Source organism: Sulfuriferula sp. GW1, from assembly GCF_047300855.1.
GTDB lineage: Bacteria > Pseudomonadota > Gammaproteobacteria > Burkholderiales > Sulfuriferulaceae > Sulfuriferula.
On the sequence record NZ_CP170197.1, the window covers coordinates 2,457,025 to 2,480,768 of the forward strand.

At 58.1% G+C, this 23,744-nt stretch carries 23 protein-coding genes; 13 read left to right on the top strand and 10 right to left on the bottom strand.

The window, feature by feature from the left end:
• Window positions 1–27: 27 nt before the first annotated feature.
• From ACFDAU_RS12095 to ACFDAU_RS12130, 8 genes are all read right to left on the bottom strand, one after another.
• A complete protein-coding gene (locus ACFDAU_RS12095) occupies window positions 28–2,070 on the bottom strand; it encodes a ribonucleoside triphosphate reductase (RefSeq protein ID WP_413437153.1) in 2,043 nt (680 codons plus the stop codon).
• Window positions 2,071–2,298: 228 nt separating this feature from the next.
• Window positions 2,299–3,006 carry a hemerythrin domain-containing protein gene (locus ACFDAU_RS12100; protein ID WP_413437154.1) on the bottom strand — a complete coding sequence of 236 codons (708 nt, stop codon included), beginning with the start codon at window positions 3,004–3,006 and terminating at the stop codon, window positions 2,299–2,301.
• Window positions 3,003–3,473: a ubiquinone anaerobic biosynthesis accessory factor UbiT gene (ubiT, locus tag ACFDAU_RS12105; RefSeq protein ID WP_413437155.1), complete on the bottom strand. Its 471-nt coding sequence runs from the start codon at window positions 3,471–3,473 to the stop codon at window positions 3,003–3,005. Before ubiT ends, ACFDAU_RS12100 begins: the two co-directional genes overlap by 4 nt.
• A 21-nt stretch (window positions 3,474–3,494) precedes the next feature.
• Window positions 3,495–5,051, bottom strand: a complete 1,557-nt coding sequence (locus tag ACFDAU_RS12110; RefSeq protein ID WP_413437156.1) for a lipoyl protein ligase domain-containing protein — start codon at window positions 5,049–5,051, stop codon at window positions 3,495–3,497.
• Window positions 5,052–5,068: 17 nt separating this feature from the next.
• A complete protein-coding gene (gene trhA / locus ACFDAU_RS12115; protein WP_413437157.1) occupies window positions 5,069–5,698 on the bottom strand; it encodes a PAQR family membrane homeostasis protein TrhA in 630 nt (209 codons plus the stop codon).
• On the bottom strand, window positions 5,695–6,600 hold the full coding sequence (ubiV, locus tag ACFDAU_RS12120; protein ID WP_413437158.1) for a ubiquinone anaerobic biosynthesis protein UbiV: 906 nt from the start codon (window positions 6,598–6,600) through the stop codon (window positions 5,695–5,697). The genes trhA and ubiV overlap by 4 nt, the downstream gene beginning before the upstream one ends.
• A 1-nt stretch (window position 6,601) precedes the next feature.
• A complete protein-coding gene (gene ubiU, locus ACFDAU_RS12125) occupies window positions 6,602–7,615 on the bottom strand; it encodes a ubiquinone anaerobic biosynthesis protein UbiU (RefSeq protein ID WP_413437159.1) in 1,014 nt (337 codons plus the stop codon).
• On the bottom strand, window positions 7,605–8,561 hold the full coding sequence (locus ACFDAU_RS12130) for a TIGR01212 family radical SAM protein (protein ID WP_413437160.1): 957 nt from the start codon (window positions 8,559–8,561) through the stop codon (window positions 7,605–7,607). Before ACFDAU_RS12130 ends, ubiU begins: the two co-directional genes overlap by 11 nt.
• Before the next feature lie 186 nt (window positions 8,562–8,747).
• On the opposite strand from ACFDAU_RS12130, the gene ACFDAU_RS12135 reads away from it, so the two are divergent.
• From ACFDAU_RS12135 to ACFDAU_RS12150, 4 genes are all read left to right on the top strand, one after another.
• Entirely contained in the window at window positions 8,748–9,986 is a 1,239-nt protein-coding gene (locus ACFDAU_RS12135) for an NnrS family protein (protein ID WP_413437161.1), read from the top strand.
• Between the two features lie 68 nt (window positions 9,987–10,054).
• Window positions 10,055–10,618 (top strand): hemerythrin domain-containing protein, encoded by a 564-nt coding sequence (locus ACFDAU_RS12140; RefSeq protein WP_413437162.1) that lies wholly within the window; start codon window positions 10,055–10,057, stop codon window positions 10,616–10,618.
• Window positions 10,619–10,624: 6 nt separating this feature from the next.
• Window positions 10,625–10,843: a DUF2249 domain-containing protein gene (locus ACFDAU_RS12145; protein ID WP_413437163.1), complete on the top strand. Its 219-nt coding sequence runs from the start codon at window positions 10,625–10,627 to the stop codon at window positions 10,841–10,843.
• Complete coding sequence (locus ACFDAU_RS12150; RefSeq protein ID WP_413437164.1) at window positions 10,840–12,129, top strand: hypothetical protein; 1,290 nt, start codon at window positions 10,840–10,842, stop codon at window positions 12,127–12,129. The genes ACFDAU_RS12145 and ACFDAU_RS12150 overlap by 4 nt, the downstream gene beginning before the upstream one ends.
• Here the strand turns inward: ACFDAU_RS12150 and ACFDAU_RS12155 are convergent.
• A complete protein-coding gene (locus ACFDAU_RS12155) occupies window positions 12,124–13,287 on the bottom strand; it encodes an NAD(P)H-dependent flavin oxidoreductase (protein WP_413437165.1) in 1,164 nt (387 codons plus the stop codon). The genes ACFDAU_RS12150 and ACFDAU_RS12155 overlap by 6 nt on opposite strands.
• A gap of 122 nt (window positions 13,288–13,409) precedes the next feature.
• Window positions 13,410–13,760, bottom strand: a complete 351-nt coding sequence (locus ACFDAU_RS12160; protein ID WP_413437166.1) for a TusE/DsrC/DsvC family sulfur relay protein — start codon at window positions 13,758–13,760, stop codon at window positions 13,410–13,412.
• A 310-nt stretch (window positions 13,761–14,070) separates the two neighbouring features.
• Here ACFDAU_RS12160 and ACFDAU_RS12165 point away from each other — a divergent pair, with 310 nt between their 5' ends.
• The 9 genes from ACFDAU_RS12165 to ACFDAU_RS12205 all read left to right on the top strand — a co-directional run bounded on the left by ACFDAU_RS12165 (window position 14,071) and on the right by ACFDAU_RS12205 (window position 23,744).
• A complete protein-coding gene (locus ACFDAU_RS12165; protein WP_413437167.1) occupies window positions 14,071–14,760 on the top strand; it encodes a Crp/Fnr family transcriptional regulator in 690 nt (229 codons plus the stop codon).
• A gap of 67 nt (window positions 14,761–14,827) precedes the next feature.
• On the top strand, window positions 14,828–15,088 hold the full coding sequence (locus tag ACFDAU_RS12170; protein ID WP_413437168.1) for a hypothetical protein: 261 nt from the start codon (window positions 14,828–14,830) through the stop codon (window positions 15,086–15,088).
• Window positions 15,089–15,222: 134 nt separating this feature from the next.
• Window positions 15,223–17,190 (top strand): TAT-dependent nitrous-oxide reductase, encoded by a 1,968-nt coding sequence (gene nosZ, locus ACFDAU_RS12175; protein WP_413437169.1) that lies wholly within the window; start codon window positions 15,223–15,225, stop codon window positions 17,188–17,190.
• 423 nt (window positions 17,191–17,613) lie between these two features.
• Complete coding sequence (locus ACFDAU_RS12180; RefSeq protein ID WP_413439544.1) at window positions 17,614–19,800, top strand: 4Fe-4S binding protein; 2,187 nt, start codon at window positions 17,614–17,616, stop codon at window positions 19,798–19,800.
• Window positions 19,797–20,243: a transcription regulator gene (locus ACFDAU_RS12185; protein WP_413437170.1), complete on the top strand. Its 447-nt coding sequence runs from the start codon at window positions 19,797–19,799 to the stop codon at window positions 20,241–20,243. Before ACFDAU_RS12180 ends, ACFDAU_RS12185 begins: the two co-directional genes overlap by 4 nt.
• Window positions 20,230–21,447, top strand: a complete 1,218-nt coding sequence (locus ACFDAU_RS12190) for a nitrous oxide reductase family maturation protein NosD (RefSeq protein ID WP_413437171.1) — start codon at window positions 20,230–20,232, stop codon at window positions 21,445–21,447. Before ACFDAU_RS12185 ends, ACFDAU_RS12190 begins: the two co-directional genes overlap by 14 nt.
• Window positions 21,425–22,393: an ABC transporter ATP-binding protein gene (locus ACFDAU_RS12195; protein ID WP_413437172.1), complete on the top strand. Its 969-nt coding sequence runs from the start codon at window positions 21,425–21,427 to the stop codon at window positions 22,391–22,393. The genes ACFDAU_RS12190 and ACFDAU_RS12195 overlap by 23 nt, the downstream gene beginning before the upstream one ends.
• Window positions 22,390–23,208 carry an ABC transporter permease subunit gene (locus ACFDAU_RS12200; protein ID WP_413437173.1) on the top strand — a complete coding sequence of 273 codons (819 nt, stop codon included), beginning with the start codon at window positions 22,390–22,392 and terminating at the stop codon, window positions 23,206–23,208. Before ACFDAU_RS12195 ends, ACFDAU_RS12200 begins: the two co-directional genes overlap by 4 nt.
• On the top strand, window positions 23,205–23,744 hold the full coding sequence (locus ACFDAU_RS12205) for a nitrous oxide reductase accessory protein NosL (RefSeq protein ID WP_413437174.1): 540 nt from the start codon (window positions 23,205–23,207) through the stop codon (window positions 23,742–23,744). The genes ACFDAU_RS12200 and ACFDAU_RS12205 overlap by 4 nt, the downstream gene beginning before the upstream one ends.

A 23,744-nucleotide genomic window follows, 5' to 3' on the forward strand; every position in this document is an offset into this window, starting at 1 on the left:
CTCCTTTTCTGGTTTGGCTGTTTGCAATCACGCTGCCATGCAGCGCTGTTTTTCCGCGATCTTTTCCTGATCGCATTTCGGGCAGAACTTGTATTCGCCTTCCAGGTAGCCGTGTTTCGGGCAAATCGAGAAAGTCGGCGTCACCGTGATGTAGGGCAGTCCGAAGCGCTCCAGCGCACGTTTTACCAGGGTCTTGCAGGCCTGGGCGCTGGACAGACGTTCCGTCATGTACAGATGCAGCACGGTGCCGCCGGTGTATTTCTTCTGCAATACCTCCTGCCGTTCCAGCGCCTCGAACGGGTCGTCGGTAAACCCCACCGGCAGTTGCGAGGAATTGGTGTAATAAGGCATGTCTTTCGTCCCCGCCTGGAGGATGTCCGGGAAGCGCTTGCGGTCCTCCTTGGCGAAGCGATAGGTGGTGCCTTCCGCCGGCGTCGCTTCCAGGTTGTACATGTGCCCGGTTTCGTCCTGGAAGCTCAGCATCCGGGCGCGCACGTGATCGAGCAGGCGCAGTGCGAACTGGTATCCCCAGTCTGTGGTGATGTCTTCGGCGCCGTCGCTGAAATTGCGGATCATCTCGTTGATGCCGTTCACGCCGAGGGTGGAGAAATGGTTGCGCAGCGTGCCCAGGTAGCGTTTGGTATAGGGAAACAGGCCTGCATCCATGTGGCGCTGGATCACCTTGCGCTTGATCTCCAGGCTGTTTTTGCCGATTTCCAGCAGCTCGTCGAGACGGGCATGCAGGGCCGCTTCGTCGCCTTTATGGAGATAACCCAGGCGGGCGCAATTGATGGTGACCACGCCTATCGAACCGGTCTGCTCGGCGCTGCCGAACAGGCCGTTGCCGCGCTTGAGCAGCTCGCGCAGGTCGAGCTGCAGACGGCAGCACATGGAGCGCACCATGTTCGGTTTGAGCTCTGAATTGATGAAGTTCTGGAAATACGGCAAGCCGTATTTCGCCGTCATCTCGAACAGCAGCCCGGCATTCTCGCTGTCCCACGGAAACTCGGGCGTGATGTTGTAGGTGGGAATGGGAAATGTGAATACCCGTCCCTTGGCGTCGCCGGTGGTCATTACCTCAATGTAGGCGCGGTTGATCATGTCCATCTCGTACTGAAGATTGCCGTAGGTAAAAGGCATCTCGCGCCCGCCGATAACGGGCACCTGCTCCTTGAGGTCGTCCGGGCAGTTCCAGTCGAAGGTGAGGTTGGTGAACGGCGTCTGCGTGCCCCAGCGCGACGGCACGTTGAGGTTGTAGATCAGCTCCTGGATGCACTGCTTGACCTCGTCATAGGGCAGATTGTCGTTGCGGATAAACGGCGCCATGTAGGTGTCGAAGGAGCTGAATGCCTGGGCACCGGCCCATTCGTTTTGCAGGGTGCCAAGAAAGTTGACAATCTGCCCCACCGCGCTCGACATGTGCTTGGGCGGCCCCGCCTCCACCTTGCCGGGTACGCCGTTGAGGCCCTCGTTGAGCAGGGTGCGCAACGACCAGCCGGCACAGTAGCCGGCCAGCATGTCCAGGTCGTGCACGTGAATGTCGCCGTCGCGGTGCGCCTGCCCCACCTCCGGCGGGTAAACGTGGCTCAGCCAGTAATTGGCCACCACCTTGCCGGACACGTTGAGAATCAGCCCGCCCAGACTGTAGCCCTGGTTGGCATTGGCGTTCACGCGCCAGTCCTGCTGCTCCAGATATTCGTTGATGGAAGTCGCCACATCCACCAGGGTGTTGCGGTCCTGGCGCAGTTTCTTGTGCTGCTCGCGGTAGACGATATAGGCGCGCGCGGTGTTGAGATGGTTGGCGGAAATCAGCACCTGCTCCACCACGTCCTGAACACTTTCAATGGCCGGCGCATCGCTGCGGAATTTGTGGATCAGCACCTTGACCACCTGGGCGGTAAGCAGCCCTGCTTCGCTGGCGTCGAATTCGCCGCTGGCCTGGCCGGCCCGCTGGATGGCAGAGCGAATCTTGTCGGCATCGAAGGCTGCGCGGGCTCCATCGCGCTTGATGACGGCGGAAGGTAAGGAAACGAGCACACTGCCCGGATGTTCTGCTACATGGCTTGCCATGATTTCTCCTTTGCATAGCCGGTTGCACAATACGCCGCGTACGGTATTTACAAACACCACGACAACACAATATGTTGTGTTGTCGTTAAGCAAACATACGCCATATTGTGGTTATGTCAAGACCATGATGGCTTTAAATTGGCGCCGTTATTTCATTCAGCCTGAGGCGCAAGTACGAGGCGGGGCAGCCGGAAAATTTTTTGCACAAACTCCTCGCCCGGATGCCGGTTATTGCGGCATGTTTGACAAGCTTTGCTGGACGCGCGTCAGCAGCGCCTGCCTGTCCTCCGGTGCCGCCATGCGCAAGGCGATGTCCCATTGCGGAAACAGATTCTGCTCTTCGCGGTGTTCATGTTTGGCCATCACGCCGGACAGAATCGCCAGGAATGGCGATACTTCCCAGGCTTGTACCGGTTCCTCGCCCGCAAACAGGGATTCGATATTCGCTGTCTGGGAAAGAATATCGTCATGCTCGTGCAGCATGATGGCAACCGGCTCGGGGTCGGGGATACGAAAGCTGGGTGCCAGAATGTCGTTTTCGACCTGAATATGCCGTTTCAAACCGGCCGCGAATTCCATGACGAGCGGCGCCGCTTCGCTTGTCTTGCCCGCATTCACCAACTGCAACGACACACCGAACAATTCGTCCAGACGCTGGTGATCGCGACTGAGGATGTCCATCAAATCGCGCGGCGCGACATCCTCGCGATGGCGGATCAGCACTCGCCACTCGCCGGTTTCTTCCGCGCTGATCTGCCAGCTCAGATTATGGCGCAATTGCAGGTTCAGGCTTTGCAGCATCAGCGACGGTTCTTCCCTGAGCAGCAAATGCACGGTTTCACCCCGTTGCAGATCCTTGACGGCAAGGAGCGCGGCGGATTGCAGCCGGCTCGCCGCCACCGGGCATAAATCGATTACGCTTTCCTGTGTATTCATGACAGCAGTTCCGCCCTGATTTTTATCCGCACACTATCCGGCAACCAGCGCAGGATGAATAATTGTGACGTCTCTACCGAATCCAGTATGTTTTTGATCAGCAAGCCAAGCTCGGTGTCGCCTTCCATATACAGGCGCCGTCCGAAGAACAGCGTGTCGGGATCTTCCGCGCGCAAGGCCAGCCTGAGAAAATCGCGCGCGCACGCGCCGATGGTCAAATCCGGTGTCTGGCTGAAGCGCCGCGCGACAAAGCCGCGATGATCGGCGCCGAGAAAGAAAGCCAGCCTGGCGTCTGTCACCCGGATGCACACCGATTTATCCTGCAACGGCAACAGCTGTTTCGGCTGGATGCTGCGCCCCAGCACCCGATTCAGCGCTGCCGCCAGCAATACCGAATGCGGTGCAGGCGGCAGCAGCGCAAGCGCGTCGGCAATCGCTGCGGGTAAAACAGAATTTTGTTGTTTCATGTTGACTCTCGCCTTACCCTTTCACCCCGCGCGGGGCACGAATTTAATCACCTGATGCAATACTTCCGTATCCAGTTGCGCCTGTGCCTGAAACTGGCCGGCATAGGCCAGCTCTTCCTGCTTTAACTCGTAGCAGTTTGAACCGCTGATATCCATCAGCAGCGCGGGCATGCCCGCCTGTAGAAATGCACGGTGACGCTTGATAAAAAAACTGCTGCAACACATGCCGATGTAGGCCCCGACGTCACGTGCCTTCATATCAGAAAGTGTTGCTACAAGATGCTCATAATGGGTAACTGTGGTCACCTGCATGCCACGCTCCCGCGCCAGGCGATAAGCCTCCCCGACCTCGCACAGCCCGCATTCGGTGCAACCGTCGCGCGTACGCCACTTGCACCAGGCCGGTTTTGCGCAGTACGGCACCAGCATGACGCTGGCCTGGTTCAAAATCTGCCGCGCGCTTACTGCTTGCTGGCTATATATCATCAGGGCGTTAAGCTGCTTGCTGCTGAGTTGCACGTCGCGGTGCAGGGACAGCTTGTCCAGCAGAATGTGCAATAGCCGCACCACATCTTGCGCACCAAATCCCAGCGTATCCACACCGTTCTCGCGGAAAAAATCCACGATGCACTGCTGTGTATGCGCTATCGGCAAACCTTGCAGCGCACGCTGTAATTTGCACAACAAATCGCCGGGATCAAGGTGGATATCACCGCCAATTTCTATCCATTCAATCCGCTTGCCTTCGCCATCAAAAACGGCGCGCGCGCGCAGTGTTCCACCCGGCGTTTTCCACAGCGATTCCAGTGCTGAGGTCCGCTCTTCCCGCCAATCAATTTGATGGGCTGCAGCGCTTTCCTCAGCCAGAGCATCGCATTGCGGTATGTGCGCCCCGCTGCCCTTCGTCCTGCCGCCGAATTGCAGTCTCAGCCCCGTCGATAAGCCGTGGATTATGGCCGCCTGGATTTTTTCAAAATCAGGAATTTTCCCCAAACACTCCTTGACAGTGATCAAGCGTTCACGCGCAGCGGACAGCCCGTCAGGGGACAATTTCTCGGTGGGCACGCGCAGCGCTTCCAGCATGGTTCGAATATCCGCATCCAGCAGCAATGTGCCTTGCAACAGCAAGGATTCAGCTTCACAGGCGGCAAACAGGGTGGCAATTTTGCGCCCCTCGATTTCCAGGTCGTTCGGATAGGAGTAGCGCGAACTAATGCCCAGGCGCTTCAATCCTTCCGCCAATGCTCTGGAAAACAGCGCAAGCAATTGTTCAAGACCAAGCTGACGCCAGGTGTGTGGCCGCTTCAGAATCAGCGACCAGCCCAATTGCCGGGGATCCAGATAAATCGCGCCGCCGCCGCTGAGCCGCCGCACCAGCGCAATGTCATTGCTGCGGCAGTAATCGATGCGCAGTTCACGGTCGATAATCTGGTGGCGCCCCACACTTGCGCTCGGCAAGCTGCGGTAAAACCGCAACTGATCCGGGCAAGCGCCTTGCGCATGCAAATCCAGGTAATGCCGATCGATCGCGTTATTTGCAGGCCCGCTCTGCAAGCCGCTGTCCAGTACCATAATCATAGGAAGCTCAATCACTTTCATGCCACATAGAAAAGTATGGCGAAATAATGGCAGGCACTACCGGCCAGCACGAACAAATGCCAGATACCGTGCCCATGCTTTATCCACCGTTCCAGCGCGTAAAAAATAATGCCCACGGTGTAGAACACACCACCCGCCAGCAGCCACGCGAAGCCGGCATGTGGCAGGGCATTCAACAATGGCTTCAGGGCAATCAAGGCGAGCCATCCCATGGCTAGATAAATCACCACCGGCAGAATTCTGCGTTTTCCCCAAGGCAATGAGTCCACCACAATTCCCAGCACCGCCATGCCCCAGATCACGCCAAACAGCGACCACCTCCAGGCACCATGCAGCGTTACCAGGGTAAACGGTGTGTAGGTGCCGGCAATCAGCAGGTAGATCGCATAATGATCCAGCTTGCGAAACACATCCTTGGCTGTGCCGCGCAGGCTGTGATACAGGGTGGAAAACAGATACAGCAACAGCAGCATCGCGCCATAAACGCTGAAGCTGACAATCTTCCATGGATTGCCCTGCACCGCTGCCAGCACGATGAGCACGGCCGCACCGCCAGCCGCAAGCGCCGCGCCTATGAGATGGCTGTAGCTATTGAATCGTTCGCCCTGCTCCATCGCGGCGCTCATGTTTTGCCCGAGATATGACTCTGTTCCAGCCCGGCGCTACCTCGCCAGTAACCGTCGCACATGCCATCCGGCATGAGCTTATCCATTTGCAGCAAGGCGCTGTGTGGCGTGCACGGCTGATCCATGCGGGTGCGGAACAAGCTGATGATTTTCGCGCTGTGGGCAATCTGCGGACTGATGCGCAGCACGTCCACGCCCATGCTGCGCAGGGTATCCAGCTCGCCGATCAGGTTATAGGTGCGCGCCGATTGCGTCTGAATGCCGTTCAACACCAGAAAAGGCTGGTCTTCGCGAGTGCGCATGGATAGCCCGTTGGGATAATCCAGGCAGCGGAACTGGCAATCATCCTTGGGCAGATTATGGGCGCGCGCGGTAAAACAACGTGCCGAAAAAGCCAGCGGCAATCTGCCGTAGACGAATACTTCCGTTTCCATCCCGGCAGGGCGCATGCGCTGTATCGGGGCGAGCATGGCGCTCGACATTTCCGGCGGCGTTACCCAGCGCTGTGCGCCCAGCGTGGCCAGGAGGCTCAGGCTGCGGTCATTGTAAACATTGAGATGCGGCCCGGCGACAAACGGCATCTTGCCGGCCAGCAGGTGCACCGCGCCCATGTCATTTGCTTCCACCATAAAGCTGCCGTTATCCGCAATGTTGCGCAGGCTTTTCAGGTCCGATTCGGATTCAATCAACACCTGCGTGGAAAGCACCACCTGCTTGCCCGCGGCAGTCAGCTTCGCGGCAACGTCCAGCCAATCCTGCAAGCGCAGGTTGTGGCGCCGGGAGCACACGGTTTCGCCCAGATACACGATATCCACCGGCGTGGCGGCAATTTCCTGGTAAAAATCCAGCAGCGTATCGCGTGCCCAATAATATAAAACCGGCCCCAGTGCGAGTTTCATCATTTTATTTCCATGGTCTGTGATAGGCGCCCAGTGTGTGTTGCTGTCCTTCGGCCACTTTATTCAGTTCGGCCATCCATGCCGCTTTCACAACATAGTTGTGCGGCTCGCGCTGGCAGGCATCAATCGCATCGCGCCACACCCGCGTTACTTGCGCGACGTATGCCGGGCTGCGCTGCCGCCCCTCGATTTTGATGGCGGCGATGCCGATGCGCATCAGCTCCGGCAACAGCTCCAGCGTGTTGAGGCTGGCTGGTTCCTCAATGGCGTAATAGGTTTCCTCGCCTACCTTGAAACGCCCCTTGCACAAGGTCGGGTAACCGGCATTTTCAGTATCGGCATAACGGTCTATCAATACGTCATTGAGCCGGGATTCCAGGCCTTGCGCAGTTTGTTTCCAGCGCACCGCCTTGGCGGGAGAGCACACGCCGCAGGTGTTGGGCGACTCCCCGGTGACATAAGATGACAGCGTGCAACGCCCTTCCACCATGACGCACAGGCTGCCAAAACCGAATACTTCGATTTCCACCGAGGTATGTTGGCGCAGGTGTTCAACCTGCGCCATGGAAAGCACGCGCGGCAGCACGGCGCGGCTGATGCCGAACTGCTCCTGGTAAAAATTGATCGCCTCGTAGTTGGTCGCGGAACCCTGCACCGACAAATGCCGGCGCAGCTGCGGATGATGCTCGGCGGCGTATTGCATCAATCCCAGATCAGCCAGAATGATCGCATCCACCCCCAGGCCGGCAGCCTGATCCACCGCATCTTGCCAGCGTTGCCAATTCCCGGTTTGCGGGTAAGTGTTCAGCGCCACCAGGACTTTTGCCCCGGCTGAATGGGCAAAACGTATGCCCTCGCGGGCGGCGCTGGCATCGAAATTCAGACCGGCGAAGTTGCGCGCGTTGGTACCGTCGCGGAAGCCGATGTAAACGCAATCGGCGCCGTTATCCACTGCGGCTTTCAATGCAGTCAGACTGCCTGCCGGACATACCAGGTCCAGCTTCGCTTCAGGCGACATAAGCCCATTCCTTTGCATAGTGTGGATCCTGCGCGAACTGGCCCTGGCGGTGGTTGCGGCGGCGCAGTTCGCCTTCGATGCCGTTCAGCACATTCCATTTCTGCGAGCACCAGGTTGGCGCCAGCAGAATATCCTTCCCTGCCGTGCCGGTTACCCGGTGGAACACGATGTGCGCCGGCGTGCGCTCGATCAGATCGGCGGCGATGCGCAGATAGTCGCGCATGGCGAGGGGCGAATATTCTCCGCGCCGCCACTGGTTCGCCAGCAGGGTGCCTTTCACCACGTGCAATGGATGCAGCTTCAGGCCGTCCACGCCCAGTGCCAGCACCGTATCGAGGCTGGTGTGATAGTGCGCGTCGCTTTCGCCAGGCAGGCCGAGGATAAGGTGGGCACACACCGGAATCCCACGTCGTCGGGCAGCTACCACGGCGGTCTGGTATTCCGCCAGACCGTGCCCGCGATTGACGCGCGCAAGCGTTTCGTCAAACGCGGATTGCAGCCCCAGTTCCAGCCACACCTCCATCCCCTCCGCGCGGTAACCGGCGAGCAGATCGAGCACTGCATCCGGCACACAATCCGGGCGCGTGCCCACCGCCAGGCCAATCACGTCCGGCTCGGACAAGGCTTCCCGATAGAGCGCGTCCAGTTGCTGCACGCTGGCGTAGGTATTGGTGTAGGCTTGAAAGTAGGCAATGAAGCGCCGCGCGCGGGTACGTTTGGCAATTGCGCGCCGCCCGGAAGCAAGCTGGCTGGCAATGGAAGGCGCGTTACGGCCGTTGGGACTGAAAGAGGCGTTATTGCAGAATGTGCAGCCGCCGATGCCTTTGCTGCCGTCCCGGTTGGGGCAGGTAAAACCGGCGTCAAGCGCGATCTTGTGCACCCGCTGGCCATGACGCCGCAGCATGAACTGTCCGAATGTGTGGATGTAGTCAGAAAGCGCCATCATCTTTTGACTGCAAAGCAGGGGGTCGCATTCCTATTGGTAATTGACGATGTCAGGATACGTTAATCGCTGATACACCGACTTGATATAGATCAAGGTTTGGATGCGTTGCGCACGTTAGCATGCAAAAAAATGGCTAAAGTTAACTTCAATTTTCCCAACACGAACGGCGCTAGCAAGGAAGGCACTATGAACAAGCCACTATCAGTCTGGCAGCAGATCGCTGTCGCGCCTCACCGCAGCATGTTCCTGATTGGAGCGCTGCAGGGCGTGGCGGCAATGTTGTGGTGGGTGTTCGATCTGGCCGGGCGTTACGGTATCGCAGGCAGCGCGACGGCATGGAGTATCACGCCGATTTGGGCGCATGCCTTTTTGATGATGTACGGCTTTTTTCCGTTTTTTATTTTCGGCTTTCTGTTCACCACTTATCCCAACTGGATGAATGCGGGAAAAATTCCACCGCGTCATGCCTTCGGCGCCAGCCTGCTGATGGCGGGAGGCGTCGTGCTGTTTTACCTCGGCCTGGTGGTGGGGAAACCGGTCGCTGTCGCGGGTGTGGCGGTGATGCTGGCGGGATGGGGCATAGCGGTGTATGCGTTGTTGCGCGTCCTGTTCAATGCCCCGCGCCAGGACAAGCGCCACCCGGCCGTGACCAGCGTAGCGCTGGTATTCGGCTGGCTCGGGATGGCTGCCTATCTGCTGTGGCTGCTGACCGGACAAGCCCTGCTGCTGGATTTCGCCCGCACTGCCGGCATCTGGTTTTTCCTGCTGCCGATTGTCATGACCGTGAACCATCGCATGATCCCGTTCTTTTCCAGCCGGGTGCTGGAAAACTACGTGGTGGTCAGGCCCTACTGGATACTCTGGCTGATGCTCGCCTGTACAGCAGGGCATGGGATATTGCTGCTGCGGGAAGCGCACGCCTACCTGTGGCTGGCCGACCTGCCGCTGGCCGCTTGCGCGCTGTATTTGTCTTTCACCTGGGGATTGCTGCGCAGCTTCCGCGTCAGCCTGCTGGCAGTACTGCATATCGCGTTTGCCTGGCTGGGCCTGGCCATGCTGCTGTTCGGCGCGCAGAGCCTGGCGCTTTTTGTGAGCGCAGACGAACCGGTGTGGTTCGGCCTGGCACCGCTGCACGCGCTGACCATCGGCTATTTCGCCAGCATGGTGCTGGGCATGGTCTCGCGCGTCACGCTCGGCCATGCCGGCCAGCCGCTGGTGCTGGACCGGCTCACCTGGCTGCTGTTTATCGGGTTTCAAGGCTCGGCACTGATCCGGGTGCTGGCCGACATCGTCCCCGCAGCCGCCCGCCTGGCACCGGATTTGTACCTGCTGGCGGGATTGGTCTGGCTGGCCTGCTTCGTTCCGTGGGCGGCGCACTACATCCCCTATTACTGGCGGCCGCGCGCCGACGGCAAGCCCGGCTGACGAGACACCCTGCCGCTGCGGGCAGCCTGGTTTCCGCACGTGCTCCGTGCCCGGTCTGAAAAATCATTGTGAACGGCAATCAAGGAAACCTTGATATAAGTCAAGGTGCTTCGCGTTCAGAAACTTGCATACTTGCACTCCGCAAACAGCACTTAAACGGACACAAAGACAAGGAGTATGCCGTGGAAACAATCAGCAACTATCTCGCTTCGGATCATCGCCAGTGCGATGACTATTTCGCTATGGCGGAGGAATTCGCGGCAAAGCAGGACTGGCCTGCCACAGCTGCGAGTTTTGAACAGTTCCACTCCGCCATGGCCCATCACTTCGGGATGGAGGAGCAGGTGCTGTTCCCTGCATTCGAACGCGAAACGGGAAACACCATGGGCCCCACGCGGATGATGCGCATGGAGCATGAACAAATGCGCGATCTGTTTACACACATGGCCGCTGCCGTTGCAGCGCAGGATGCGGATGAATATGCGGGGCTATCTGAAACCCTGCTGATCATGCTCCAGCAGCATAATCTCAAGGAAGAACAGGTGCTTTATCCGATGTCGGACCAGACGCTCGGCGTCAGGGTGCCGGAATTGCTCCAGCAGATGAAAGAGGCTCCCGGCAGCGCCGGGTAAGGCGTCATGGCAGGCGAAATAACTCTGGATGTACGCGGCCTGGATCCACCCGAGCCGCTGGTGAAGGTGCTGACCGCACTGGAAAGCCTGCCGCCCGGCGACCGGCTGCGCATGGTGCACAACCGCGAACCTTTCCCGCTGTACGGCATATTGCAGGAAGATGGCTATCAGTACCGCACCGAAACCTTTGCGGATGGACATCTTGAAATAATCATCTGGCGGTGAATGCGCCCATTTCCAGCCTGTCCCTGCAGCAGGCGCCACCGATTTCGGTTCCTTTCAGATTCTTTCTCAGCGCGCCGCTGTTTCTATTGCTGGCAGCCCTGATATTGCTGGTTTCCGGCCCGCAGGCGCTGGTATCGCGCTGGACTCCAGCCCTGCTTGCGCTGACGCATCTGGCCACACTGGGTTTCCTGACCATGACCATGATCGGTGCACTGATGCAAATGCTCCCGGTACTGGCGGATTCGCCCATGCCGCAACCGCGGCGGGTAGCCTGGATGGTGCATGTTCCGTTGGTTGCAGGCACGGCAATGCTGGCATCCGGCCTGTTTTTTTCGCAAACCGTCCTGCTCGATGCCGCCATTTTCCTGCTGGTGTTTGCGCTGGGCATATTCCTGATCGCGGCCGCTTACAGCCTCGCCGCTTCACGCGTGCGCCATGCCACAATACACGCCATGCGTTTTGCCGGCATCGCCCTGATGCTCACCGTTGGGCTGGGCATTGCGCTTGCCGGTACGCTGAGCGGTGACTTCCATCTCCCGGTGCAGGAACTCGTCAGATTGCATGTAGCGTGGGGTCTGCCGGGCTGGGTCGGCCTGCTGGTAATGGGAGTGGCGTACCAGGTGGTGCCCATGTTCCAGTTGACGCCGGCCTACCCTGCCCGACTTACCCGTTGGCTCGGCGGCTCGGTGTTTTTGTTGCTGTGCGCGGTGTCCCTGGCGTCGCTGACATCCCCGCTGCTGGCGTCATGGGGCGGCTCGCTCGCTGCGGGCGGCATAGCCATCGGATTCGCTGTGTTTGCGGGCGCTACCTTGTATTTGCAGGCAAAAAGACGACGCAGAATAGTCGATGTCACCCAGCAATTCTGGCGCATTGGCATGCTCAGCCTGCTCAGCGCCGTTGCGCTCTGGGGGGGCGCTCAACTGGTGACCGGAATCGCGGCAGATTCGCGTTACCCTATCGTTTTGGGTGTGCTGTTCATGTTTGGTTTTGCGGTGTCGGTGGTCAGCGGCATGCTGTACAAGATTGTGCCGTTCCTGATCTGGTTTCATCTGCAAGGCCGTCTGCCCAAGGGCAGTGCGGTTCCCAACATGAAACAGATCATCTCCGGCCACGCGGCGCGGCGCCAGATGCAAGCGCACCTGGCAACACTGCTGTTGCTGCTCGGCAGCAATGCATGGCCTGCGCTGGTTTACCCGGCCGCGCTGGCGTTGGGCTTCGCCTCTTGCCTGCTGTGGCTGAACCTGTTCGCCGCAACGCGGCTGTATCTGAAGTTTGCGCGTTTATGAAAGCGCGGGCATCCTGCCATTCAGCAGATATTCCAGCAGTTCCCGCACCGGCCGGATGGCCGCACCGAACGGCAGGCTTTCCGAGCCCCTGAAGAACAGGCCTTTGCCGATATCGCCGCGCAGCGCGGCTGCCAGTTGTGAATCGATGCAGAATTGCCCGGCTTTGGCGATGCCGTCGCGCAGCCCGCACTGGGTCAGGCAATGCAGGCCGGAGGCGCAACGCTCCGGATGGCTTTTGGCACAGTCCTGCAGCTTGCTTTCCCGGCGCAGGTAGTTGGCCAGCCACGGGGTGCGCACGGCGCGCGCGGGCAGGCCGGCGACGCTCATGAAGGTGACGATGTCTTCCGGCCGGGCTTCCGCCAGCACTTTTTTGAAGTTGGGGTGGGCGTCGCCTTCTTCGGTCACTGCGAACGGGGTGCCGAGTTGTACCGCGCTGGCGCCGCGGGCGAGCAGGTCGCGTATCTTTTCGTGGGTGTTGATGCCGCCGGCGGGGATCAGCGGGATTTGTTCGCGTTCGATGCCCAGTTCCTTGAACAGCTGGAATACGCTGTCCAGTACGCCGGGGAAATCGAAGCGCGGGTCGTTGATGTCTTCCGGTTTGGGAGCGCCAAGGTGGCCGCCGGCGTAGCGCGGGTGTTCGATCACGATGGCGTCGGGCAGGCGCTGCTTGCGCATCCATTTTTTCAGGACGATGCCGATGCCGCGTGCGTCGGAGAGGATGGGGATCAGGGCGACGTCGGGATAGCCTTCGGTCAGTTCGGGCAGGTCGAGCGGCAGGCCGGCGCCCATGACGATGGCTTGTGCGCCGCTCGCGCAGGCCTGGCGCACCAGGGTGGGGTGTTCGGCCACGGCTTTCATGACGTTGACTGCCACGAGGCCGGCGCCGCCTGCGGTGGCGAGGGCGGCTTTGATTTCCCGGTCCAGGGCGAGCAGGTTGAGCTGGTCGAGTGCCGCCTTGTCGCGGCAGTGCTTGCTCTGCGCGAGCAGGTCGGGGTGGTGGTGGCGCAGGTCGATGCTGGCGATGGTGCCGACTGCGCCCAGCCGCGCCACGGCGCCCGCCAGCCGGTGCGCGGAGATGCCTACGCCCATGCCGCCTTGCACGATGGGCAGCAAACGCCGGCCTTTGATGTAGAAGTGGGGCAAGTTGGTCTCCAGCATTTATTTAGGTACCTCAAGACGACGGGTCGCCCGCCTCTGACGGACGCAGAAATTTACGATCTTCATACCCGTAATCAAGTATACGCTTCACTGCCTGGAATCAGGTGCGGCTGGTGTGACCTTCAGTGTTCGCCCTTGGTGCGCAGCAGTCCGGCCAGGCGGTTGCCCTGCTTCTGGGGGCCGCCTCTGGGAAACATGTCATGCAAATGCCGGTTGCTGCCCGGCTCGGCTCCCCATTTTTCGCTGAAATGTTTCACCATGATCCGCACCTGGGCCTGCACGTCATGCTCATGGAAATAGGTCCGTAAAAAATGGATCACTTCCCAGTGCCGATCGGTGAGAACCAGCTCCTCCTGCTCTGCGAGGGCGCGTGCAAAATCCTCGGACCAGTCACCCAGGTCATGAAGATAGCCTTCAGAATCCGTTGGAATTTCCCTGCCATTCACCTGCACGGTTTGGTTATGCTTGTCCATCTCGCGTTACCTCCACAATTCCAGACATACCGTTGTCCGGTAAATTTCGAAGCCATTTTGCCACATTACTGCTTTGTGCCAAGAGGCTGTTAAAAAAATGGCATTTACCCTTTCAGTCTTCATCAATTGAATTGAAAGCTTGGCAAAATAGTGTGCGCCCATGGAGGCAAACGGCGTTTCGTTTGATGTTGTGATATCACTTGTGAGATGCTGAGCGGGATGGATTTCCGGTGTGAGAGACCGCCGGATCGCGCTCAGGCAGTGCGCGATTGATTCCATGCATTATTTGACTGAACCAGTATCAAGGAGCATGGCCACGGAAAATTCAAAAATACATTCTTTACTGGAAAATGTGCCTCTGTTCAGCGCACTGCAGCCAGCGGAAATCCAGTCCATTACGCTGGGGGCGAAAGTATTGAAGGCGGCTCGCGGTGACATCCTGTTCCATAGCGGTGATGCCCCCAGCGGCTTCTATCTCATTGTATACGGCCAAATTAAACTGGCCTTTACATCACCTCTGGGCGTGGAAAAGGTTGTGCATCTGATGGGGCCGGGCGAGAGTTTTGGAGAGGCTGTCATGTTTTTGGATAAACCCTATCTGGTTTCCTCGCAAGCGCTCGTCGATTCGCTTCTGATTCATGTCGGAAAGGCGGCTCTACTTGACGAGATTGAACGGAATCCTGGATTCGCTCGTAAAATGCTGGCCGGATTGAGCATGCGGCTTCATACCCTGGTACGGGATGTGGAAGCCTATTCCCTGCGTTCCAGCGTGCAACGAGTGATTGGTTATCTGCTCCAGAACGACCAGGGAAATTCTTCGGAGGGAGATGTCCTTCACTTTCATTTCCCGGCGAGCAAGCTGATTATCGCCTCGCGCCTGAACATCTCCCCGGAGACGCTTTCTCGTATCTTGCACGATCTCAGCGTAGCCGGTTTGATCCGCGTTGAGGGCAAGCAGGTTGCGGTTCTGGATATCGAGCGCCTGCGCGCCTATAGCTAACCCGGATATTTCATAAATTGACGCGCGCCCGCGCCGGTCTTCTGATTGACGAGACCGGGTCAGGGCGTTGGATTACCTGCGTCGCTGTGTTGCCCTGCCGGCGCCTGGGCCGGGCCTAACACTGCATCCTGCAACAGGCGCACGAGGGTATGCATACGGGCTGCGGATTTTTGTCCGCGACTATGCCTTGAGCATTGCCTGGTTTTGCTGGCCTGAAGTCAATCCTGATCGCCGCTGCCCGGCTATTTCATTTCCAAACCAAACATCTTCCGCCGGATATTTTCAATGCGGCGCAATTATTTTGATCTTCTATCTTGATCTTCCTTGATATAGATCAAGGAACAAAATATCTGCAACCCCTAATATTGCGCACATGCTGCGACCGAATGACGCAAGCAGCCGCATGACGCTGCGGCGGACTTGATAATAGGGCACAAGAGTCTTTAACCGAGGAGTGAAAAAATGACTTCCAGTGACTGGAAAGACAGGGGAATAACAGAGCTTCAGGATGCAAGCAGGCGCAAGTTCCTGAATACGGCCGCATTGGTCGGCTTGGCCGGCACCGGGCTGTCGGTCGGATTGTCGTCGTGTAAAAAAGCAGGAGAAGTCGTCACGCAGCCCGGTGCCGGCAAGGCCGGCGAACCTTCGGCCAAGGTAGCGTCAGCAGTAACTTACGGAGAGTTTGAAGTCCCGCCCGGGCAACTCGACGAGTATTACACATTCTCCAGCGGCGGCCATTCCGGCGAAGCACGCGTCTACGGTTGCCCTTCCGGGCGGCTCATTAAACGGATACCCATTTTCAACCTGGACTGCGAAAGCGGTTGGGGGATTACCAACGAATCCAAGGCGATCATCGGGACCAAGGCGGACGGTAGCCCGAAATACACCACCGGAGATACCCATCATGTGCACGGTTCCTATACCGACGGCACCTACGACGGGAAATACCTGTGGACAAATGACAAGATCCACAGCCGACTGGCGCGAATCCGGCTGGATTATATGGTGTGCGACAAGATCATCGACATTCCCAACGTCCAGGGATTCCACGGTATTTTTCCCGACAAACGCGACCCGGTTGACCCCAAGATCAATCACACCACGAGGGTATTTTGCGGCCAGGAATTCCATATCCCGCAACCCAATGACGGCCGGGATGAAAACGATCCGAAAAAATATTACTGTGTTTTTACCTGCGTCGACGCCGAGAGCATGAACGTCCGCTGGCAGTGCAAGATCGACGGCAACCTTGATCTGGTCGCGACCTCCTATGATGGCACGCTGGCCGGATCCAACCAGTACAACACCGAGAACGGCGTCCATTACGAGGAGATGATGGCCGCTGAGCGGGATGCCTGCGTGCTGTTCAACATTGCCCGCATCGAAGCAGCGGTCAAGGCAGGCAAGTACTTCACCATCGGTGACTCGAAGGTGCCGGTTGTGGATGGCACCAAGGATGCAAACAAGGATCCGAAGACGGCACTCACCTGCTATGTGCCGGTTCCCAAGAATCCACACGGTGTCAATGCTACGCCGGACGGGAAATATTTCGTCTGTGCCGGCAAGCTCTCGCCCACCGCCACGGTCATCGACCTTGGCCTGGTTCATAAATGGTTCAACGGAGAATTGAAGGCGCCTCGCGACACTGTGGTGGCGGAACCTGAGATCGGCCTGGGGCCCTTGCATACTGGCTTCGATGGCAGAGGCAATGCGTATACGTCGCTCTTCCTCGACAGTCAGATCGTCAAGTGGAACATCGACAAAGCGATCGCCCAATTCAAGGGTGATAAGCAAATCGATCCGGTGCTGGACCGTATCGATGTGCACTATCAGCCGGGCCACGGTTTTACTTCCATGGGCGAAACAAAGGAACTCGACGGAAAATTCTTCATTTCAGGCAACAAGTTCACCAAAGATCGTTTCCTGCCGGTGGGACCGAGGCACCCGGACCAAGAGCAGTTGATCGATATAAGAGGCGACAAGATGCGTCTGATCGCCGACCACTCCGTTGATCCGGAACCCCACGACTCCATCATAGTGAAGCGGGACAAGATCAGGACCCGCCAGATCAACGACCTGAACGAGCATCCGCTCGCAGTAAAGGATGCGAAGGACTGTCGCGTGGAGCGCAAAGGCAAGAAAGTCACGGTATACCTGACTTCCCAGGCCCCGGCGTTTGGACTGCGGGAATTCACCGTCAGGCAAGGTGACGATGTCACGATTATTCTTACCAACCTGGATAAGGTCGAAGATCTGACCCACGGCCTGGCGATTCCGATGTACGACATCAATTTTGTCGTCAACCCGCAGCAGACCAAGTCGGTGACTTTCAAGGCAGACAAGCCGGGGGTCAGCTGGGTGTACTGTACTAATTTCTGCCATGCCCTCCACCTGGAAATGCGCAGCCGCATGATTGTGGAAAAAGCCTAGTCCGCACATCGCGCAATGTGCAATCGATCTGCTAGCGTACGGTTTCACACTAAACGGCACTTACAGCGCGCCACTGATGAGTCAGCTGCAAGGCGCGTTTGCGCAGCCATAGCTGTTCTATGGCAAGTAAACGCAACGCCGCAGATGACTCATCAGGGGCGCGCCCGCAGGGAGCCACCCAAAAACGCCCTGTCCGCGTTGCGGCGCTTGACAAGGGCATATGGCCATTGCCTGCGCTGCGCGCCGTGCCTTGTCATGGCGTTTTTGGGTGGCTCTGTAAGTGCCGTTTAGTGTGAAACAGTACGCTCGTGTCCGTCCGCATTTTTGCGGCCTGTTTCGAATCGGGCGGACCCTGGCAGAGACCCGTGAGCTTGCCTTATGGGATCGTGGCGGGCAATTTTGTGTTGCGGGCGAAATTCCGTGATGAAACATCGGTGTATCCGGCTTTTCGTGGTGCTGTCTTTGCTGTTTGCGTGCGCGGGCGCGCGGGCTTCCATCTATTCCACGGAACTGCCGCCCCAGCTTTCGAGCGCCGCGGACATGTGTACCTATGCGCCCTGCGGAGACGTGATCAAGGCCGACAGCTTTTCCAACCGCATGGGTAGCCCGAGTTATGTCGAGGCCTACACGACACACAACGGACAAAAAAAACTGGCCGGCTACGTTTTTCTGTCCACCGATATCGTGGACATTCCGGCCTACTCCGGCAAGCCGGTCGTGACGCTCATCGGCATGGATACCCAGGGTGTGATTACCGGGCTGAGAGTCCTGAAGCACAGCGAGCCGATCTTGCTGGTGGGCATCCCGGAGTCAAAGCTGGTCGATTTTGTCCGGCAATATGTAGGGAAATTCGCCGGAAGCCGGTTCGAGATTGGCAAGTCAAGCGAAGCGGACGACTATATCGGACTGGATGCCATCAGCGGGGCCACCGTCACCGTGATTACCGAGAATCAGGTGATCTCCCGCAGCGCTTACGAAGTCGCCAGAGAAGTCGGCATCATCAAGGCCGTCCCGAGAACGCAGGCTAAACTGGCACCCGTTTCCGAGCGGCTCGACTGGGGAACGCTGCTCAAAGAGGGCAGCATCCAGAGGTTGACGGTACAGCCTGCGGAAATCGGCATGAGCAATGCCGGCCAACCGTATATCGATCTCTATTTCGGCTACCTCAACGCACCGAGCATCGGACGCAGCATTCTGGGCGACAGTGACTACCGACGCTTGATGGAGGAACTGAAACCCGGCGAGCATGCCATCTTCGTCATCGGGAATGGAACGTCATCCTTCAAGGGTACGGCCTTCGTGCGTGGAGGGATATTCGATCGCATCCAGATCAGACAGGGAATGGATACATTCACATTCCGCGATAGCGATTACCAGAATTTGTACGGCGTTCTCGCCCAGGGCGCACCGCGTTTTACAGAGTCAGGCATTTTCATTCTGCGCAGCCCGGCTTTCAGTGCAGCCTATCCCTGGAAGCTGGTGTTTCTCGCACATAAACTCGACACAGAAACCGACACCAAGACCTTCGCCAATTTTGAACAGGAATACTGGCTTCCGGCACGATATCTGGAAGGGGGAAGACCAAAGGTGGAAACGCCGGAGCCTGTCTGGGTGCGGCTATGGCTTTCCAAGCGGTTCCAGATAACCGCGTTTGTTCTGTTGCTGGCCGCTGCAGCGGCGGTTTATGCCTTGCGCGACAAACTGGTGCGCCGCGCCAATCATAAAGACAAGCGCTGGGTGTCGCTGCCGAAAACGCTGTTCTGGATTACCAGCGCCGGATTCGTCGGGTTCTTCGCCATGGCGCAGCCGAGCATTACCCAAGTGCTCACGTGGTTCCACGCGCTGCTGTACCAGTGGAAATGGGAGCTTTTCCTGTCGGACCCGTTCATTTTCATTTTCTGGTGGTTCATCATCGCCAGTGTATTCATCTGGGGGCGCGGGCTGTTTTGTGGCTGGTTGTGCCCGTATGGTGCCGTGACGGAACTGGCGTACAAGCTGGCGGGCATGGTTGGCCTCAAGCGCTTTCAGTTCCAGCTTAGCAAGCCCCTGCACGACAAGCTGAAATGGGTGAAATACGGCGTGTTTGCGATGCTGCTCGCGGCGTCTTTCTATTCCATGGGGGTAGCGGAAAAACTGGCAGAGGTGGAACCATTCAAGACCACTTTCCTTGTTGGCGTATGGAACAGATCCTGGCCCTTCGTGCTCTACTGGTCGGCGTTGATGGTGCTGTCGCTGTTCATGGAACGCCCATTTTGCAAGTATTTGTGCCCTCTCGGAGCCAGCTTGGCGATTCCATCCACGTTTCGTTTTTTTGGACTCAAGCGCAAGACAGAGTGTCAGAGTTGCCATGCCTGCGCGAACGGTTGCGGCTCCCTCGCCATCGATGACAAGGGCAAGATAGATCAGCGGGAATGCCTGCTCTGCCTGGATTGCATGGTGATGTATTACGACGGCTCGGCCTGCCCGCCTTTGGTGAAGGAGCGAAAAACAAGGCAAAAGCAGGGCGTTCCACTCACGCCGATCGGTAAAAATGGCTATTTCCTGCCGGTGAAAGAAATTGAAATGCCGCGAACCGTTAACCAATCCGAGCTAATGGGTGTCGATCAATGAAAAATCGGAGCAGCGACAAGCCGGGCAAGCAGGGTGGGCCCGATAAAGCGCCCAGGGGAGTTCTCCGCTGGTTGCGTGACGAGGCCATTGACCACCTGATTCCGTGGGGACCGAAATTTCTGTCCAAGAAGGCAGGGGTGCAAGCGCTCGGGATCGGCCTGGCCGTAGTCGTGACCGTCGCTTGGATACTGGCTGCTGCGGGACAAATTCGACCAGCGATTGTCATCGCCTGGTGGGTGGGTTGGAGTGTATACGAAGTGCTGTGCCGTAGCCGATGCAAGCCCTGGGTCAAAGAAGGTCCGTGGTGGGGGAACCAGCGCAGACCCGCGACCCTACCCGATCTGATCGCTTATGTGGCCACGAAAAACCTGTTGATAGGCGCTGGAATATTCCTGGTGCTAAAGCTGTTGTGGAAAGCGTTCTCGCATTATGGGGGCAATTGAACCGAGCGGGCGCGTGCGCATAGTCCGCCCCGGCGAATCCATTGCAGCGGCGGTTTCGGCGGCTCATCCGGGTGACCTCGTCAGTGTCGAACGCGGCCTGTATACGGAGCATGTGGTGATCGACAAGCCGATTACGCTGCGCGGCCTCGAAAGGCCCACTTTAAGCGGCGCAAACCTTGGCGACGTGATTCGTGTGAAGGCGCCGGACGTGGTCATAGAAGGATTTATCGTGCGCGATAGCGGACCGGATTTAACCGCTCAAAACGCCGGCATTTATGTGGAACCCGGCTCTCACCGGGCCGTGATCCGCAACAATGTTCTCGCGTACACACTGTTCGGCATGTGGCTGCAAGGCATCAAGGATATTCAGGTGACGAACAACCTGATCACGGGCAAGCGGGACTTTTTGTCATCCCAGCGCGGCAACGGCATCCAGCTCTATGACACGCTGGGCGCGCAGATTATCGGCAATGACATCGGCTTCACCCGCGACGGTATTTATGTTGATGTTTCCCATCACGCGCTGTTCCAGGGAAACAAAATGCACCACTTGCGCTACGGCACCCACTACATGAATTCCTACCATAACGTCTGGGAGGGTAACGAATCCTATCTAAACCGGGGTGGGCTGGCACTGATGGAAGTGCGCAACCAAGTAGTGCGGAACAATAAGGCGTGGGGCAATTCCGATCACGGCATCATGCTGCGCACCCTGCAGGATTCGGTGATCGAGAACAACGTCGTGGCGGGAAACTTTAAGGGGTTCTTTATCTATGACGCGGAATACAACAGCATCAAAAACAACCTGGTCATCGACAACCAGATCGGCGTGCATCTATGGGCCGGATCGACCCACAACCAGGTGGAAGGCAATGACTTTATAAGGAATCGAGACCAGATCAAGTATGTCGGCGCAAAGGACGAATACTGGGACGGCAATTATTGGAGCAATTACGTCGGATGGGACCGGAATGGTGATGATATCGGAGACATCCCCTATGAGGCCAACGACGTAGTCGACCGCCTGACCTGGAAATACCCTCTGATGAAGCTGCTGCTGAATAGCCCTTCCGTCCAGACGCTGCATTTGGCGGCGGCACAATTCCCTGTTTTACGGGCGCCCAGCATCGTGGACCGGCATCCGCGCATGAGGCCGCATCACGCCGACTGGAGGAAATGGATTGGAAGAAAACGCGATGATTGAGGTACGGCAGGTGACCAAGCGCTTCGGGGATATCCTCGCCGTGGACGGCATCGATTTGTCGGTGCGAAAGGGTGAGATATTCGGGCTCATCGGCCATAACGGGGCCGGAAAGAGCACCCTGTTCAAAATGATGCTGGGGCTGGAGTCGCCGACTTCCGGCGAAATTCTTGTTGATGGACAACGGCCGCGCGGGGAAGCATTCCGGCAGGTGCGTCGCGCGCTTGGCTATCTACCCGAGAACGTGGTGTTTTACGACAATTTGACGGGGTTGGAGACCCTTTGGTTCTTCGCCGATTTGAAACGGGCCGACCGGTCGACGTGCCCGGATTTGCTGGCGAAGGTCGGGCTCGGCGCTGCCGCCCGCAGGCTGGTGCGCGGATACTCGAAAGGCATGCGCCAGCGTCTCGGGTTCGCGCAGGCCCTTCTGGGGCAACCCAAGATACTGTTTCTGGATGAGCCGACCAACGGCCTCGACCCCGAAGGAATCCGGGAGTTCTACCGTATCCTGGAGGAGCTGCGTGCGCACGGGGTGACCGTGGTCCTGACGTCTCACATTCTGGCCGAAATCCAGGGACGTGTGGAGCGGCTGGCGATTATGAAAATGGGGAAAATTTGTGCAATGGGGACGCTGCAATCCCTGCGCGAGCAAATGTCTCTTCCCCTGCGCTTTCGCGTCAGCCGGCTCGACGGCGATGCAGATGCCTTGCGACACCTGCTTCAGCAGGTGGGAGAGACCAGTGTGTACGACGGCAGCCGGGGCACGCTGGTCGTCGAGTGCCGCAGGGCGCAAAAAATGTCGGTACTGCGTGTGCTCGCATCCGCCACGAGGGAAGTCGCCGATATCCAGATCGAAGAGCCCTCCCTGGAGGATGTGTTTCTGGGCTATGGGAATGAAAGAGCGGAAACGGGCAAACCAATTCCTGAATTATCGGAGGGGCGGCGGTGAGGATCGACTTTCGGCAGGTGGCGACGATCGCTGCCAAGGAATTCTGGGATCGTATCCGGAATCGCTGGGTGCTTGTCACCGCGGTCGTATTCGCCGCGTTTGCCCTGGCCATTACCTATTTCGGTGCGGCGCAGCAGGGTGGCGTGGGTTTCATGGGCATCGAGGTCACGATCGCGAGCCTGGTGAGCCTGGTCATTTATCTTGTTCCGTTGATCGCATTGATTCTGGGGTTCGATGCCATTGTCGGCGAGCGCGAGCGCGGATCGCTGGACCTCCTGCTGTCGATGCCGATTACCCGGTTTGAGCTGCTGCTCGGCAAATTTTCCGGCCTTTCCGCAGCGCTGGCTTTTTCCACCCTGGCGGGGTTCGGTTTGGTCGGGCTCTTGCTGTCATACCAGCAGCTCGACCTGCCCGGCCTTTACCATTATTTCGGCTTTGTGCTGAGCGCCATCTTGATGGGCATGGCATTTCTCAGCATTGCCGTACTGACTTCCGTGGTGGCGACCGACAGGGCCCGGGCGAGCGGCGCCGCCATCGGCGTGTGGTTCTTTTTTGTACTGGTGTATGACCTGGTGTTGCTCGGCGTTCTGGTGGGAACGGGCGGTGCTGGCGGGAATGCGTTTCCCTTTCTGCTGTTGCTCAATCCGGCAGACGTGTTCCGCATTCTCAATGTGTTCAGTTCCGAACAAGCGAGAACGTTTTACGGACTGGCGACGGTGTTCCCTAAAACCTTGTCTGACCCCTGGTTCCTTGGCTCGATCATGGTGTTCTGGATTGCCGCTCCCTTGGGCTTGGCGGCTTGGAGGTTCAAATGAAACTTAAAACCAACTCAGCCGGCTGGCTAGGTCGCGCGGCCAAAACCGGACTTTCGGCTCTCGTTGTGCTCTCGGTGGTGGCCTGTCACAAGGCCGACCAGCCAATTCAACCGATAATGCCGACATCCCAGACCGCCTGTGCCCTGGACGGTATGCTGCTTCTGGATTTCCCCGGGCCGAAAGCGCAGATTCATTATGCGGACGGAGAAACGGATTTCTTCTGCGATACGATGGAAATGTTCTCTATTTATCTGAGGCCGGAACAGCAAAGGAGGATCAAGGCGATCTTCACTCAGGACATGGGCAAGGCGAATTGGCAGGCACCCCTGGGGCAATGGATAGACGCCAGAAAAGCATACTACGTTGTCGGCAGCAACATGTCCGGAAGCATGGGGCCCACACTGGCGTCATTTGCCCGCATGGAAGACGCTCAGGCGTTCTCGAAGCAACATGGCGGAAAAATGCTGCGTTTCGATCAGGTTACCCCGGAAATGACCACCCTTGGCGGGGGTGTAATACACGACGAAAGGATGTGA